The following is a 15,724-nucleotide window of genomic DNA, read 5'->3' as shown; positions in this document are numbered from 1 at the left end:
CCTCGTTTTAGCTACTTTAAAGTTGCCATGCATAGCTAACTTTTGTAAAAAACGTACGCTGATCTCGTTCAATATTTTTAAGTGAATCGTCTTGGTACCCTCTATCTGAATACCCTAAATAAAATAATGTTTGTGCGTTAATTTTATATGAGTAAACAAGCTGGCTACCATAATCCTTATTAGTTTGACTAACCTGATAAAAGTAAGCTTTTTCGTTACGATCTATATCTTCAAATTGTAAAATTAACTTAAGTATTGAACGCATACTGAATTTATAATGAAGCCTAAAATCAACCAAGTTCGCTGTAAATACACGATCCCCTTGTGGGTTGTCTAATTGGCTGTAATTATGTTTCACATCAAGCTGCCAGTGGTCGTTAATATCCCATATTACTTGAGTTTGGGTATCAAACACATCGCCAATCTGCTCATTCGCATAATCAATTCGGCTAGCGTATTCAAGATATAACGAAAGCTTTAAATCTTTAGTAGGTTTGAACCCAGTGTAAATATATCCAATATTTTGATTATAAAAATTATCGTTATAATTTTCATAACGGTGCACTAAACCAATTTCAAAAATGGATTGTTTTTGACCTTTGAAGCTTAAAAAACCTTCGTATTCTTCTTCAAGTAAGTCGCCGTTTTGCGCCCACGTTTTATCCCAGTCAGCTTCATATGACCATGAGGTAAGTAAATCTGACTCATCTCTGTACCATGTTTGTCCGCCACCTAAGCCTACTTTTTCATAATCGACTTTAGCTTGATAACCTAAATCAGTGCGGTAATCCTGCCCAATATTTTCATAAGAGGCGAACAATTTATAATCACGTTTATCGCGGGTAAGTTCTAAGGCATAAGCTTCATCTGACTGAGTTTCAGATAAGTTATAGTTTTCAATTAAAAACGCCGAGTTGCGAGTATCAGCCGTCGATACTTGATACAAAAGAGTATCCGATTGATTAAACCAATAACTACCATCAACTGACAATACTGTATTATGGTAGCTATCACTTTCTCTATGTGTGCTTGAAAGTCCAATAGTACCTTGCTGACCAATATCATATTGATAACGCCCAGCCACCGCATTCGTTTTTTCGTTTAAGCTTGCAAAGCCAGAGCCCTGATTCGTTGGCAGTAAAATATTACTGTTGTCGTCGTCAGCCAGCATTAAAGCATAACTATGATTGCCTGTTTTACCCGTTAATTTTGCGCCTAAATTAGGCTCTGCAATTGTACGCGTGTATAAAAGTTCAAATAAGCTGCTTTTAAAGTAAGAAGCACCATCTAAAAAGAAAGGACGCTTTTCAGCGTAATAAATAGAGAAGGTTGTGTTTACATCAAGTTCTAAAGAGTCTGTTTCTACTTGCGAGAAATCAGGGTTAATTGTTGCGTTTAAAACAGCGTCTTTTGTTAAACCCCAGCGTAAATCTAAGCCCACTTCAGTGTCTATATCGCCATTATTCCAATCACCCGGTAATTCAGGTTTGTTATCGTTACGAAGTGCCGTCAACGTGGGTGTTAATTGAATATTTTTACTAGATTCAATGTCACTAAAGCCAACTAACTTATCAAACTGACAAAGGCTGCATTTCACATTTCTGTCAAAGCCCATGTTTGATAGCTGATATAATACATCTCGTTGATAGTTTCTCATTACAGAAAAACCCCACGTTAGCTCATTTTTATTTTCAGGAAAACGCAGTGCTTTAAAAGGAATACGCATTTCAACAACATAACCTTTCTCGTTAATTTGTCCTGCGCTATCCCAAATAGCATTCCATGAAGTATCAGAGCTCCACCCATCGGTATCGGTCATTCGTATATCGCCTTGCGCGCCCAGCGGGTTCACATGGAATTCATAGCCACTGCGTTCATCATTAAATGTATCAATAACAAGAATAACTACGTCGTCTTCCCAGAGCGTATCACGATCACGAAGTGATGCACGAATTTGCGTAGGGTCTGGGTCTTGTGCAACATAGGCAACATATAAGTTTGTGCCATCTTCATAGATAAAGGCATCAGTTTTTACAGGAGGAGTGCCTTTTTCATTAGGCTCGTCTTGGTAGAGTAAGGAAACACGTGTCGCATCTTTCCAATGCGCTTCATCCATAACACCATCAACGGTGATATTTGAATCAATGCGGGATAAGGATACTTGCTGTTTTTCAGCGGCTACATCTAGGCTGGATAGTAATAAAGAAAAACTTGAAAGTATAAAAATAATTTTTTTTATTATGGTTATAAAGAGTTGCATAAACATCCATTTAAACTTGCTTTACTCGGTGTGAGTAATTTATAGGATGAATTGTAATTTAAGCGAGTACATTTGTTAATACCTTGCAAAGATTATTATGCTAAATATTAACGAATTAATAATAAAGGACTAATTTTAAAATGATAATTAAGTTTCGAGTAACTTAAGTTTGTTGTCTATACCATTCCATACGTCAGCATCTTCTGGTGCAGGTTTTACTTGTGTAATACGTGGCCATACAAGTGCAAGTTCTGCATTTAACTCAGTAAACTCTTTTTGAGATTCTGGTAATTCATCTTCTTGATATATAGCATCAGCTGAACACTCAGGTACACATAATCCACAATCAATACAATCAATTGGGCTAATAGCTAAAAAATTAGGGCCTTCAAAAAATGCATCTGCTGGGCACACTGATACGCAATCGGTGTACTTACACTTTATACAATTTTCAGTAACGACAAACGCCATAATACTTTAACACCTACTATTTTAAACAACAGCTGTAGATCATACCCATCAATCCCAAAAATACAATAAATAAGTGCCATATCAGGCTATTTTAACGTAAAATACGCGCCTTATGTTTGCACACTCTTTGTGCCCTGCATCCCCTTATTGTGAGCGGTAGATAAAACCCCGCTATGACACCTAAAAGAGATATAAATGATACGTTTAACCGAAATAAAGCTGCCACTTGATCATGACGAAGATGCAATTGGTCAAGCAATTGTAAATAAACTTAAAATCCAACCTGAACAATTGCACAGTTTTAATGTGTTTAAACGTGGTTATGATGCACGTAAAAAATCAGCTATTTTACTTATTTATACACTCGATATAGAAGTTGATAACGAAGCCGATCTACTCACCGAATTCGAAAAAGACCAACATGTAAAAGTAGCGCCAGACACAAGTTATAAATTTGTAGCCCACGCTAATAATAATATCAAAGAGCGTCCTGTCGTGATTGGTTTCGGCCCTTGTGGTTTATTTGCAGGTTTATTACTTGCCCAAATGGGCTTTAAACCCATTATTTTAGAGCGCGGGAAAGAAGTACGTGAGCGAACAAAAGACACGTTTGGCTTTTGGCGTAAACGCACACTTAATACAGAATCAAACGTACAGTTTGGTGAAGGTGGCGCAGGTACTTTCTCAGATGGTAAATTATACAGCCAAGTAAAAGATCCAAAACATTATGGTCGTAAAGTCATTACTGAATTTGTAGAAGCAGGCGCACCCGATGAAATTTTATACGTAAGTAAGCCACACATTGGTACGTTTAAACTTGTCACCATGATTGAAAAAATGCGTGCCCGCATAATAGAACTCGGTGGTGAAATTCGCTTTAGTACACGTGTTGACGATATTCATTTAGACGACGGACAAGTAACAGGTTTAACACTTTCAAATGGCGAGCAACTAAACACTCGCCATGTTGTATTAGCCGTTGGCCACAGTGCACGTGACACGTTTGATATGATCCATAAAAGAGGGATTTATGTTGAAGCAAAGCCATTTTCAGTCGGCTTTAGAATCGAACATAAACAATCAATGATCGATGAATGTCGTTTTGGTACAAATGCAGGAAACCCAATTTTAGGCTCTGCCGATTATAAACTTGTTCATCATTGCGACAATGGCCGCACCGTTTACAGCTTTTGTATGTGCCCAGGTGGCACAGTAGTCGCGGCAACCTCAGAAGAAGGCCGCGTTGTTACCAATGGTATGAGCCAATATTCACGAAGTGAACGCAATGCTAACAGCGCTATTGTGGTAGGTATATCACCAGAGCAAGATTTCCCTGGTAATCCACTTGCTGGAATAGACTTACAACGCAAACTTGAAGAGCAAGCGTATGAGCTTGGTGGTAGCAACTACGATGCACCAGCGCAGTTAATTGGAGATTTCTTAAAAGGTAAATCATCTGCAGATTTAGGAGAAGTACAACCCTCTTACACACCTGGTATTAAGTTAACTGACTTGAGTAAAGTGTTACCACAATTTGCAATTGATGCCCTTCGCGAAGCGATACCAGCGTTTAATAAAAAAATTCGTGGTTTTTCAACTAACGACGGTTTATTAACCGGTGTGGAAACACGTACTTCGTCGCCTATTAGTATTAAGCGTGATAAAACATTCCAAAGTATTAACACCAAAGGGCTTTACCCTGCAGGTGAAGGCGCAGGTTACGCTGGCGGTATTTTATCAGCGGGTATTGATGGTATTAAAGCAGCTGAAGCAGTCGCACTGTCTATGTTAGAAAACGCTTAAACCTCTTTTTTAAGCTGTTTATCGAAAAGCCTCACTTTGTGAGGTTTTTTTGTGCTAAATGTATAGAAAATAATAACACCTCAAGCACCTCAACAATGATCAAAACATTTACCTTTTCGTTGCTTATTGTATTAGCAATTTTTAACGCTAAAGCACAAGAGCTAAAAACCATCGATGAAATCCACACTGCATATAAAAATAATTCTATTAATGCACAGCAACTCACCCAAAGTTATATAGAGCGAATTAATAAACTTAACCCACAATACAATGCAGTTATTAGTATTGAACCTACAGCTATTGCTCAAGCTAAAACGTTAGATGAACTTGCCGCCAAAGGCTCTTGGGCAGGTCCATTACACGGAATACCTGTACTTCTTAAAGATAATATAGAAACGAAAGGCACACTTCCCACAACGGCTGGCTCTTTAGCACTTAAAAATAACGTTACTAATAATGATGCTTTTGTTGTTAAACAACTACGTAATGCGGGCGCTATAATTTTAGGCAAAGCTAATTTAAGTGAATGGGCAAATTTTCGTTCATCCTATTCATCGTCAGGCTGGAGTGCCGTAGGTGGGCAAACACATAATGCGCACGATGTAACACGTAATCCATGTGGTTCTAGTGCAGGCTCTGCTGTGGCAATCGCACTTAACTTTGCGCCTATAGCATTAGGGACTGAAACAGACGGTTCAATTACGTGCCCTGCCTCAGTAAATGGAGTTTATGCAATAAAACCGAGTATGGGCCAAGTATCACGCTCAGGTGTAGTGCCTCTTTCTAGCAGTCAAGATTCAGTAGGGCCGATGGCGCATTCACTTAAAGATGCACTGCTGGTTTTGTCGGTTTTGCAAGGTGAGGACCCCCTTGATGCAACAACTACAGGGTTTGAATTAAAAGCAGGTAATCTAAAATCAAAATCGTCACTTATTATCGGTGCGCTACCTAGCGATAAATTTACAATTGAAACGCAGCGCCTTTATGCCAAGCAGTTACAAGCATTAAAACAGGCTGGGCACACTGTTATTAATGTAGTTATTACTGATAACTTAGATACGCTATTTGTTGATGAATACTATATTTTACTTTACGACTTTAAAGCCGAAATTAATCACTACCTCGCAAGCACTCCCGCACAAGTAGCTGTTAAAAGCCTAAAAGCACTTATTAATTTTAATATTCAAAATAAAAATACAGAAATGCCCCACTTTGAGCAAGATATCCTAGTTCAATCGCAGGCTATTGATTTAACAAACAAACAAAAATACCAAGAGACTAAAGAACGCTATCGCACTTTAGCAACGACAGCCATTGTTAATGTATATAAAAACAACAAGCTTGATATTGTTATAGCGCCTACAGTATCACCCGCCTGGAAAACAGACTTAGTTAATGGTGATAATTTTAATGGCAGTAGTAGTTCGTTATCTGCTATTGCAGGAACAACGCACATAACCCTACCTGTCGGAAAAGTAAGTGGTTTACCGGTTGGTTTGTCCATAATAGCAAATAAAGAGGACGAGCAAGCGGCTTATGTATACGCAAATATTATTGATGAGGTGTTATCACTAGGCACAAAAAAACCTGAGTAAACTCAGGTTTTTTTAAACTATACGGCGTTAACTATGACTTTTTAAGTGACAGTTTTTCGCCTTTTAAGCTTTTACGAACGCTTGAAATACGTGAGCGATTTACTGCTCGCGCTTCACCGGTTGCTTGTCCTGATAACTTGTTAGAACGTGTACGGCGTAAATGCGCTGGTTTTTTACCAATTTTATCAATGAGTACTTCACGGTTACTTACTTCGTAACCTTCTAAATATACACGTTTGATTTTTTGACCGATTAACGTTTCAATTTCAAACAAAGTGTTTTCTTCTTCGCGGCTAACAAATGAAATTGCTTGACCTTGGCGACCAGCACGACCTGTACGGCCAATACGGTGAACGTAATCTTCTGCAAGCCATGGTAAATCAATATTAATTACACGAGGTAAACCATCAATATCAATACCGCGAGCAGCCACTTCTGTAGCTACTAATACACGTACTTTGCCTTCTTTAAATTCACGTAAAGCACGACGACGGTTGCCTTGAGATTTGTCACCGTGGCAAACGCCTGCCGGAATACCATCAAGGTTAAGCTCTTTAACAAGCTCATCAGCCGTTTCTTTCATGTTTACAAATACAAGCACTTGTTGCCAGTTTTTCTTACCAATCAATTCAGAAAGTAGCTCTTGCTTACGACGTTCTTCAACAGGGTAAACAACATGCTCAACAGTGCTTGCTGTACTGTTAGTTTGATCAACACGTACTATTTCAGCTTGTTTTAATACCTTAGATGCAAACTGTTTAATCGCTGCAGGGAATGTAGCTGAGAAAAGTAAAATCTGGCGCTCTTCTGCACAGCTTTTAATAACGTTTTGCATATCTTCAATAAAGCCCATATCAAGCATACGGTCAGCTTCATCAAGAACAAGGTGCTTAACACTTGCAAGGCTTAAGTTACCTAAACGAATATGATCAAATAAACGACCTGGTGTAGCAACAACAATATCCACACCTTCTTTTAAAGCGTTTGCTTGGCCGGCGGTACTAACACCACCAAATAAACTAACGACTTTAAGCGAAGTATGCTTTGCAAAATCTCTGAAGTTATTTGCAATTTGTTCTGCAAGTTCACGCGTTGGCGCAAGTACTAATGCATGAGGTGCATTCGTTGTGCTGAGTTCAGACTCAACCAATTTTTGGATGATAGGTAAAGCAAACGCGGCTGTTTTGCCGGTACCAGTTTGTGCACTGGCTAAAACGTCTTTACCTTTACGAACAGCAGGGATTGCTGCGCGCTGAATGGGCGTAAGAGTGTGATAGTTAAGTTCGTCCAACGCCTGGATGATTTCAGGAGCGAAACTAAAAGATTTAAAATTCATGCTGTATAACCTACGGCCACATTATCAAGGGTCGCAAATTATACAGTAAAAACGAGTCAACAGTTAGTCATTACTTCTATTTTAACGCGTTTAATCTGCTTTATAGCGTTTAAATATTAAAGAGGTGTTAATACCACCAAACGCAAAATTATTACTCATTACGTAATCGGTATTAATCTCACGCCCTTGGTGTGTTATGTAATCAAGCAGAGCACATTCGTCATCAACGTTGTCTAAATTAATTGTTGGTGCAAACCAGTTATCAGCCATCATATTAATGCTTGCCCAAGCTTCTATTGCACCACAAGCACCTAAAGTATGTCCCAAATAACTTTTTAACGAGCTAATAGGTTTATTGCCAAGTGCGTTAAACGTTGCATGAGATTCGGCAATATCGCCTCTGTCTGTCGATGTACCATGCGCATTTACGTAACCAATTTCTTCTGGTTTTAGATTGGCATCTTGCAGTGCCATTTCAATCGCTAGTTGCATTGTTTTTGATGTAGGTTGAGTAACATGTTCACCGTCAGAATTGCAACCAAAGCCAACCACCTCTGCTAATATTGTCGCTCCGCGTGCTTTGGCATGCTCGTATTCTTCTAAAATAAGTGTACCCGCGCCTTCGCCTATCACTAAACCATCACGATTTGCATCAAAAGGACGAGGTGTTTTTTTTGGTGTTTCATTTTTTGTAGATGTCGCGTAAAGGGTATCAAATACTGCAGCCTCTGTGATGCACAACTCCTCTGCACCACCAGCAACCATTATTTTTTGTCGGCCAAACTTAATCGCTTCATAGGCGAAGCCTATACCTTGAGAGCCCGATGTACACGCTGAGCTTGTTGTTATAACGCGCCCTTTTAAACCAAAGAATACACCAACATTTACAGGGGCGGTATGCGCCATCATTTTAATGTAACTGGTTGCTGTTACACCCGACATCGAACCCGTTTCCATCATATTTGCAAAGGCGAGTAAAGGCGCAGTAGAACCCGTTGATGAGCCATATGCGATGCCCGTAGAGCCATCTGTTAGGCTTTCGTGTTCAAGTAGCTTTGCTTGTTCAAGTGCACACTCAGTAGCGCGAGTTGACATAAGTGACACTCGCCCCATTGAACGTACTTGTTTGCGCTTATAGTGACTTGGTCGCTCAAAGTGGTTAACTGGTGCTGCTAGACGAGTATTGAGTTCGTCGGCCATATCCCACTCTGGCATAGTAACAACCGCATTTTCACCTTTAATTAAGGCTTGTTTAAATTCAGACCAATCATCACCCAATGCAGTGACCACTGACATACCGGTTACGACAACGCGTTTCATCAAACCATGCCACCATTAACAGAAATTACTTGGCGTGTAATATATGCTGCGTCATCAGACATTAAAAAAGCGACGGTTCCTGCAACTTCTTTAACGCTCCCCATGCGCTTGAGGGGGATCATTTTCATCATTTCATCAATAGGTAATTCGTCAGTCATCGCCGTTTCTATCAAACCAGGTGCCACACAATTAACTGTAATTTTGCGTTTTGCCAATTCTAATGCAAGTGCTTTAGTGGCCCCAATAATACCGGCTTTTGCTGCACTATAATTTACCTGCCCTCGGTTACCTGCAATACCTGATACCGACGACATTGTAATTATACGCCCACCTTTGCGGCTTTGTACCATAGGCATTACAGTTGGGTGTACTACATTATAAAACCCATCAAGGCCTGTGCGTATAACACAATCCCAATCTTCCCCTTGCATGGCCGGAAATGCCATATCGTTAGTAATACCTGCATTACATACCACGCCATAATAAGCGCCATGCTGAGCTATATCTTGCTCTATTTGTGCCTTTGCCAGCTCTCTATCGCATACATCAAATTGCAGTAAGCTGGTCGTTCTACCTAAGTTATTAATTTCATCGCATGTTGCTTGAGCCTGCTCAACACCCGATCTGCAATGCACTGCAATATCAAACCCTTGCTCAGCAAGTTTTAACGCAATAGCTTTACCAATACCACGGCTTGAACCTGTAACTAAAATTCTTTTTATCATTGATTTTCTCTTATAAATTCCAGCGGATTTTCAGGCTGAAATACATTAATTTTTGCTTGGCAAAGTAAGGTTTCACGCAAGAGTATTTGGCATTCAAATACACTCAAACCTGATTCTTCTTGATATAGCTTTTTCACTTCAATAGTCAGCTTACTGCCGTTTTTAAAACACGGTAGATAAGTTTGATATTTTCGCGTACCAATTAAAAAACCAATTTTTACAGGTTTATTTTCATCATTCGCCAACGCGCCAGCGTAAGCGGCAATAGACTGCGCCATATACTCAACGCCAATATAGCTAGGTACACCATTAATCGCAGGACTAAAAAAAGGGCTTTGCTCAGTGATAGTAATAATGCATTGTGCTTCATCTTCGCTATACGCTAAAAGGCTGTCGATTAAAATCATAGGCGCGTCGTGCGGGACCACTTGCTCAATAGGGTAATTAGTCAACATTAACTCCCAATATTAAGCTGGCATTATTACCGCCAAATGCAAATGAATTAGATAAGCAGTATTTAAGAGCGGGCTTAAACGCTTGTTTTATTATTTTTATATCAGCCAAATCACCGTCTTCTTTAATTGCGTTAAATGGCAGTATATGTTGGCCGCTATCTTTTAATAATAACCAACATATACCGGCTTCAATGGCGCCTGCAGCACCTAAGGTATGTCCTGTTAAATGCTTACTTGAACTAAGCGGGGTATTGTTGCCAAACACGCGATTAATTGCAAGTGCTTCCATTTCGTCATTTTTGAAAGTGGCCGTACCATGGGCATTAATATAGTCAATATCACCAGAGGATAACTTTGCACTTTTTAATGCTTTTTCCATTGATGCTTGAGCACCCATTCCATTAGGATCAGGTGCAGACATATGATGAGCATCAGAACTTTCCCCACTGCCTACTAGCATAATGCCGTTATTTGTTATTGGTGTATTTTTAGTCATTACAAATAAAGCTGCCCCCTCACCAATATTAATGCCGTCTCTATTGCTAGAAAAAGGCTGACATAAACCTGAGCTTAAAGAAGCGAGCGAGTCAAAGCCATTAACTGTTAATTGACACAAACTATCTGCACCACCACAAATTACTACATCAGCTAAATCAGCATTTAACAACGCACGCGCACTAATTAGCGCTTTTGCACTTGAGGTACACGCTGTAGAAATACTGTAACAAGGCCCTAATGCACCTATTTTATGTGCAATGTAATGAGCGGGTGTAGCTAACTCTTGATCACTGTAACTAAAGTCATCAGGCCAGAGTTTTGTACTTTCATAGCTTTTACGCGCTCTTTCGCCGTCATGAATATCTGAGGTACTAGTACCCATTACAATTGCGATACGCGACCTATCAATATGCGAAAGTTTATCTAAGGTTGGCTTAATCTGTTCTAAAGCTAGATCAATAAATGTATTGATACGTTTATTATTTGATAAAGCAATAGATTGAACTTGCCCTACATACAGCGGGGCTTGCTCAGCACTTAGGCTTTTATTTAAAGTTAATAAAGGAGTTGCAGGGTTATATTTATTTAAGCTTGTTGTGGTTGCATCTTGGCCTATGCCCATCGCACTCACAATGCCTAAATCATTCAGCCAATATGTCACTGTGCTACCTTTTTAAATGTTATTTGATACTGATGTAAAATATTGTTCAACGTTGTCGACTCATCACTATAGTCAATGGTGATAAATGTACCCTCATCGTTAAATACTTCCCGATTAGAGCCAACCTGCTCTATTAAAGCACCCTCTAACTGCTTTTGTAAAAATGCTACTGGCCAATGTACTAATGCAATATCCGCTAAAATATAATGAGGGTCTATCCCTTCTACCGCCAGCATATTTCGTGTTTTTACTGGGCCATTTAAAGGTTTTTCAAGCTCCATAATCGGAAAGCCTTGCACTGTCATTAACAATAACTTAATTGCACCTTTGTCATTTATAGCTAATTGGGCAAATACAGTGTGTGTGTTTTGCTGATTCGTAATATACAAAACATGCTGCCAAGACTTATCAAACATTTGTGCTGGCACGCTATTAATATTTAATTGAATATTAGGTGATAGATACACTCTATTTTTAGATGCTGTAAAGCTCGTACATGCGCTCAATACAGCAAATATAAATACACTACACACCGCATACTTAATTAATTTTGACATAACTGAGCCAACACATTTAAACGGCGTTCACTTTGTGCAACAAATGGGTTATTTGTATCCCATGCGTAACCCGCTAAAATAGCACTAATCATTTCTCGCACCTGAGTATTTTGTTCAGAGTAAAATATCACATCCTGAAAACGCGTATCGTACCACCCTGTTACAAATGTTCTAAAACAATCGACTCCAGCTTGTAATGGCTGTGCGTAGTGAGCGTCAAAATCGACGACTTCGTTTTTTAAATAGCGATCAACAAGTGGGGCAACTAAATTTGCAGATTTGAGTGCAATTGTTACACCTGATGAAAATACAGGGTCTAAAAACTCCCCCGCATTACCCAATAAAGCAAAGTGCTTACCATATAACTTACTCACATTTGCCGAGTAACCTTTAATATTCCTTGCAGGAGTTAATAACTGACGTTGTGCCAACAGTGTTTTTAAATAAGGGTCTTGCTCTATAAATTGATTTAGCACATCGCTAGATTCGTCGTTATTAAGACGCTCCGACTGCGCCACAACACCAATACTCGCAGTACCATCACTAAAGGGAATAAGCCAATACCACACATCAGAATATTGAGGATGTACGGTAATCAAAATTTTATTGCGATCGAAGTTTTTATCACTAATATTGTCTTTAAAGTGGCTAAAGTAAGCGCTGCGTACAGGAAAGTGAGAGGGAAGCTCTAAATCTAACAATTTTGGTAATACACGCCCAAAGCCACTTGCGTCCAATACAAACCGAGCATTAACGCGGTAAGCTTGCTGCTGCTCGTTGTGCACAAGTAACGACGCACCATTTAATTCGTCATTATAATCGACTACAGTGTGTCTATATCGAATTTCTACGCCTTGGTCTTGTGCTTTGTCTGCTAATAACTTGTCAAAGTCGGCTCTTTTTACTTGGTACGTAGTGCCTGGGCCATCAGTGAATTTTTCGGTGAAGTTTATAGTTGTATTTTGCCCCGCCCGATGAAAAGCAGCACCATCTTTAAATTGAAAACCTAAAGACGCTGCATTGTCATGTACTGAATCAATTAAAGCTGCCTCTTCTAAGTAGGCCATGCATTGCGGTAATAAGCTTTCACCAATTGAAAAACGCGGAAACACCTGTTGCTCGAGTACAAGTACCCGCCAACCTTTTTGAACTAACAGGCTACTAGCCAGAGCGCCTGATGGACCCGCGCCAATAACAACAACATCGTACTGCTCAAGGTTATTCAATTTATTGTTCCTTTTGAGGCTTTAAAACACTTAGCGGTGATAAAAAATAAATAGCTAAGATCCCGACCATTACACTCAGCCCAAAGCTAAAAATAGCAGGGGTTTCAGAGGCACTCAGCATGCCAAATACCCACATTGATGACGCTGCAGATAAACTAATCGCCAGTACATTTTTGGGCTCTAACTTATTTATTTGATAAAAAACGAGGTAATCAATTGCTAAAGCAATAACAAGTAATGCACCGAGCAAATTAAATAACGACAAGCTACCTTGAATTACGTTACATATCCAGAGCATGCTCAACACCACAACAGATAAAATGGTTACTTGCAGAAGCGCTATCTTAATCGTAAACCGCCAGCTAAATAGCAGCCAGCTGATCAGACCCGCGAGCACCAAGCTTAATAGCAAATATTCGCGGTAGTCACTTAATAAAGCACTAATTTGTTGAGGTTTGTTATAAATATAAACACCTTTGCTTTTTTCAACTTCATTAATTAATTGATCAGATGAAATACCCGAAAGAGACATCCATGTTATCGACTGATTTAGTTCAACAACCATTTGGGAACGTAATAATGGTTTAAGTGCACTCGCGACGAGTGTTTCATAAGTGATTAACGGTGATTTTGTACTTGCAAGTGCTTGCCCTGTAACGCGCTCTGCAATATCCAAAACCCCTTTGCTTTTAGCCTGTTCAAACACAGCCTGGTTATCGCCCTGTCTTTGTAAACTAGGCAACCAATGGCTAATGCTATTATGTTTAAAATTTGGGTCTAGTTGGGTTAAGCGTGTTAAAAATTGTTCTTGTTTTTGTAAAAGCGCTTCGTCGCTATTTGCAAACATAAAAACAATTTGGCTGTCCCATTGTCCAAGTAATAACAAATGCTTTTTTTCGTTTAGCATTAAGTGATCGGAGCTTGCATTTAATAGCTTTACATCATCATTAAAGCTAATTGGTTTAATTAAAAATAACGCACTGATAAAGGCCAGTAATGTAATAAGTATTGGTGTTTTTAGGTGGTTACAATATTCAAAAACATTGATGAGTTTTTTACTCATTAATAAACTCGAAGGCGATAACGTGAGCGTAGATTGCCACAATGGCAAAACTAACACGGTAAATAGCCATGCACTCACCAAACCGGCAATAACAAACACCCCAACTTGAGACAATAACGTCAGTGGCGCACCGAGTAAGCAGCAATAACCCAGCGTAGTCGTAATAAGAGACAGTAAAAGCGCAGATTGTGTCCCTTTGCTGTAGCCTTTTTCATGCTCTTTTTTGGCTAAATCAGTCATGCCATGAAATGCATAATCAATGGCAATACCAATCAAGGTAACTGCAAAAACAAGCGTTAATAAATGAATAGTCTTAAATAGCAACACCATAGCGATAGCGCCACCAGTAAGTGCGCTCAGTACGGTAAAGCTTGCTAATAAAATACTGTTTAAACGCCTAAATACCCAAAATACCATAACAATAAGGGCTAATAAGCTAATGCCACCAAACAAGCTCATCTCGTATTTAGCTTGTTTAGCATTTTCAGCCGTATGAAATAGCACACCGGAGTAAGTAATGCTTAAATCAGGGTAGGTTTTATTAAGTATATTGATCTGTTTAATTATCGCGCCAGCTAAATCAATTGATTTATTAACCCCTAAATTTTCAGGCGCTAAGTTTGCCAAAATGACACGGTATTCAACGCCTTTTAAACGTCGAGTTAAACGGCCTTGTTCAAGCGTAAACAATTGGCTTTGTTTTAAGTTATCTTCTATAAATGCCGCTAAGCTCAAACTTGTATCTTTGCTTAAGGTAGCACTTACAAATGGGTTGCCTAACTGATTTAATTGCGCAAGGTAATAATGTTCAAACGTTGTTTTGTTGCTTAATGTTTGTTTGTAAGTATCACTTAATAACGCATGTTTGAAAGGTGAGAATGTTTGCGCTAAATCGTTAACGGACGGAAAGTTAAGTGTGCTTTTAATTGCATTATCGTCAAGCCATTTTTGGAAATCATCAAATGCTTTATTTTTATTATTTCCTGCAAACGAGAACATAACACGGTTAGCATTTTGCTGAAAAAAAACATCTTCCGCATGTGCAATTTGGGAGTGCGACTTTGGCAATAAGCTAAAAATATCGGCGCTAAACGTTGGTTTAGACAGCCAAAAAGCTGCAGCAAAAAGTAAAATTAAACTGCTAAACCACCCTACAATAACGGTAATTCGTTTTGTCACTGCACTATTCCCTTAATTAACCACTGCATTATTTAAAAACATAATTTTATTTGGGATAAGTAAACTCAATTTTTGTGTTATTTCCTGAGTGCTCATTTAGTGTAATACTGCTCACTTGCTTAGCAGTATTACATAAAATAAAATCACTAAATAATTGCTGTAACATCGCTTCTTTTGGTGTTAACTGTGTGCAGCCGTCTTGCATTTTAGCAATGTCAAAACGTGTTTCCAGCGCACTCATATTTACGCTAAGTAAGTCACTCAGTAATCCTACAAATTGCTCGCTACCGGGTTGTGGTATTAACTCACCATTGGCATTTTGTGCAAGCACTTTGCCGTTTTCTATTATGAGCATACTCTCAACAGGCATTTTCACTTGCCAAATTAGTTTTTCGTCAATTAACGAAAAAACACCCGACGAAATAAAAGGCTTAGCAAATCCATTAAATTGCTTATATTGCTTAAACTCACCTTTAATAGCTGCTGCATTTACTACAGAGCAAAACAGCAAAAAGCTAATGGCAATGCTCAATGTAAAACATTTTAAAAAATTCATTTAATCGCCTATAAAATAA

Annotated in this window: 13 protein-coding genes; 2 read left to right on the top strand and 11 right to left on the bottom strand. The window is 38.9% G+C overall.

Annotated elements, in window-relative coordinates:
* Nucleotides 1-16: 16 nt before the first annotated feature.
* Both AOR04_RS20730 and fdxA read right to left on the bottom strand, forming a co-directional pair.
* Nucleotides 17-2,260: a carbohydrate binding family 9 domain-containing protein gene (locus AOR04_RS20730; protein ID WP_096794662.1), complete on the bottom strand. Its 2,244-nt coding sequence runs from the start codon at nt 2,258-2,260 to the stop codon at nt 17-19.
* Nucleotides 2,261-2,407: 147 nt separating this feature from the next.
* Entirely contained in the window at nt 2,408-2,731 is a 324-nt protein-coding gene (fdxA, locus tag AOR04_RS20725) for a ferredoxin FdxA (protein WP_007376373.1), read from the bottom strand.
* A gap of 195 nt (nt 2,732-2,926) precedes the next feature.
* Between fdxA and AOR04_RS20720 the strand changes: the two genes are divergently transcribed.
* Together AOR04_RS20720 and AOR04_RS20715 are read left to right on the top strand one after the other, a co-directional pair.
* Nucleotides 2,927-4,534, top strand: a complete 1,608-nt coding sequence (locus AOR04_RS20720) for an NAD(P)/FAD-dependent oxidoreductase (protein ID WP_096794551.1) — start codon at nt 2,927-2,929, stop codon at nt 4,532-4,534.
* A gap of 95 nt (nt 4,535-4,629) precedes the next feature.
* Nucleotides 4,630-6,129 carry an amidase family protein gene (locus tag AOR04_RS20715; protein WP_096794550.1) on the top strand — a complete coding sequence of 500 codons (1,500 nt, stop codon included), beginning with the start codon at nt 4,630-4,632 and terminating at the stop codon, nt 6,127-6,129.
* 31 nt (nt 6,130-6,160) lie between these two features.
* On the opposite strand, the gene AOR04_RS20710 is transcribed toward AOR04_RS20715, so the two are convergent.
* From AOR04_RS20710 to AOR04_RS20670, 9 genes are all read right to left on the bottom strand, one after another.
* Nucleotides 6,161-7,465 carry a DEAD/DEAH box helicase gene (locus tag AOR04_RS20710; RefSeq protein ID WP_002958629.1) on the bottom strand — a complete coding sequence of 435 codons (1,305 nt, stop codon included), beginning with the start codon at nt 7,463-7,465 and terminating at the stop codon, nt 6,161-6,163.
* A gap of 90 nt (nt 7,466-7,555) precedes the next feature.
* Nucleotides 7,556-8,785, bottom strand: a complete 1,230-nt coding sequence (locus tag AOR04_RS20705; protein ID WP_096794549.1) for a beta-ketoacyl-ACP synthase — start codon at nt 8,783-8,785, stop codon at nt 7,556-7,558.
* Nucleotides 8,785-9,510 (bottom strand): 3-oxoacyl-ACP reductase FabG, encoded by a 726-nt coding sequence (fabG, locus tag AOR04_RS20700; RefSeq protein WP_007378697.1) that lies wholly within the window; start codon nt 9,508-9,510, stop codon nt 8,785-8,787. The genes AOR04_RS20705 and fabG overlap by 1 nt, the downstream gene beginning before the upstream one ends.
* Nucleotides 9,507-9,962, bottom strand: coding sequence for an ApeP family dehydratase (locus tag AOR04_RS20695; RefSeq protein WP_096794661.1), 456 nt, complete (start codon nt 9,960-9,962; stop codon nt 9,507-9,509). Before AOR04_RS20695 ends, fabG begins: the two co-directional genes overlap by 4 nt.
* Complete coding sequence (locus AOR04_RS20690) at nt 9,955-11,124, bottom strand: beta-ketoacyl-ACP synthase (RefSeq protein ID WP_096794548.1); 1,170 nt, start codon at nt 11,122-11,124, stop codon at nt 9,955-9,957. Before AOR04_RS20690 ends, AOR04_RS20695 begins: the two co-directional genes overlap by 8 nt.
* The gene (locus AOR04_RS20685) at nt 11,121-11,681 is read right to left on the bottom strand and encodes a DUF3261 domain-containing protein (RefSeq protein WP_096794547.1); all 561 of its coding nucleotides are present in this window, start codon (nt 11,679-11,681) and stop codon (nt 11,121-11,123) included. The genes AOR04_RS20690 and AOR04_RS20685 overlap by 4 nt, the downstream gene beginning before the upstream one ends.
* Nucleotides 11,669-12,907 (bottom strand): NAD(P)/FAD-dependent oxidoreductase, encoded by a 1,239-nt coding sequence (locus tag AOR04_RS20680; protein WP_096794546.1) that lies wholly within the window; start codon nt 12,905-12,907, stop codon nt 11,669-11,671. The genes AOR04_RS20685 and AOR04_RS20680 overlap by 13 nt, the downstream gene beginning before the upstream one ends.
* 1 nt (nt 12,908) lies before the next feature.
* Nucleotides 12,909-15,149, bottom strand: coding sequence for a transporter (locus tag AOR04_RS20675; protein WP_096794545.1), 2,241 nt, complete (start codon nt 15,147-15,149; stop codon nt 12,909-12,911).
* A gap of 46 nt (nt 15,150-15,195) precedes the next feature.
* The gene (locus tag AOR04_RS20670) at nt 15,196-15,705 is read right to left on the bottom strand and encodes an outer membrane lipoprotein carrier protein LolA (protein WP_096794544.1); all 510 of its coding nucleotides are present in this window, start codon (nt 15,703-15,705) and stop codon (nt 15,196-15,198) included.
* Nucleotides 15,706-15,724: the final 19 nt, after the last annotated feature.

The sequence above is a fragment of the Pseudoalteromonas sp. 1_2015MBL_MicDiv genome, assembly GCF_002407505.1.
Lineage (GTDB): Bacteria > Pseudomonadota > Gammaproteobacteria > Enterobacterales > Alteromonadaceae > Pseudoalteromonas > Pseudoalteromonas fuliginea.
Note: the sequence above shows the minus strand (reverse complement) of the source record. Positions and strands in the feature narration are given on the sequence as shown.

Bases quoted from the DNA above. Each gene is read 5' to 3' on its own strand.
- AOR04_RS20730 (WP_096794662.1), bottom strand. From the start codon at position 2,260: ATGCAACTCTTTATAACCATAATAAAAAAAATTATTTTTATACTTTCA.
- fdxA (WP_007376373.1), bottom strand. From the start codon at position 2,731: ATGGCGTTTGTCGTTACTGAAAATTGTATAAAGTGTAAGTACACCGAT.
- AOR04_RS20720 (WP_096794551.1), top strand. From the start codon at position 2,927: ATGATACGTTTAACCGAAATAAAGCTGCCACTTGATCATGACGAAGAT.
- AOR04_RS20715 (WP_096794550.1), top strand. From the start codon at position 4,630: ATGATCAAAACATTTACCTTTTCGTTGCTTATTGTATTAGCAATTTTT.
- AOR04_RS20710 (WP_002958629.1), bottom strand. From the start codon at position 7,465: ATGAATTTTAAATCTTTTAGTTTCGCTCCTGAAATCATCCAGGCGTTG.
- AOR04_RS20705 (WP_096794549.1), bottom strand. From the start codon at position 8,785: ATGAAACGCGTTGTCGTAACCGGTATGTCAGTGGTCACTGCATTGGGT.
- fabG (WP_007378697.1), bottom strand. From the start codon at position 9,510: ATGATAAAAAGAATTTTAGTTACAGGTTCAAGCCGTGGTATTGGTAAA.
- AOR04_RS20685 (WP_096794547.1), bottom strand. From the start codon at position 11,681: ATGTCAAAATTAATTAAGTATGCGGTGTGTAGTGTATTTATATTTGCT.
- AOR04_RS20670 (WP_096794544.1), bottom strand. From the start codon at position 15,705: ATGAATTTTTTAAAATGTTTTACATTGAGCATTGCCATTAGCTTTTTG.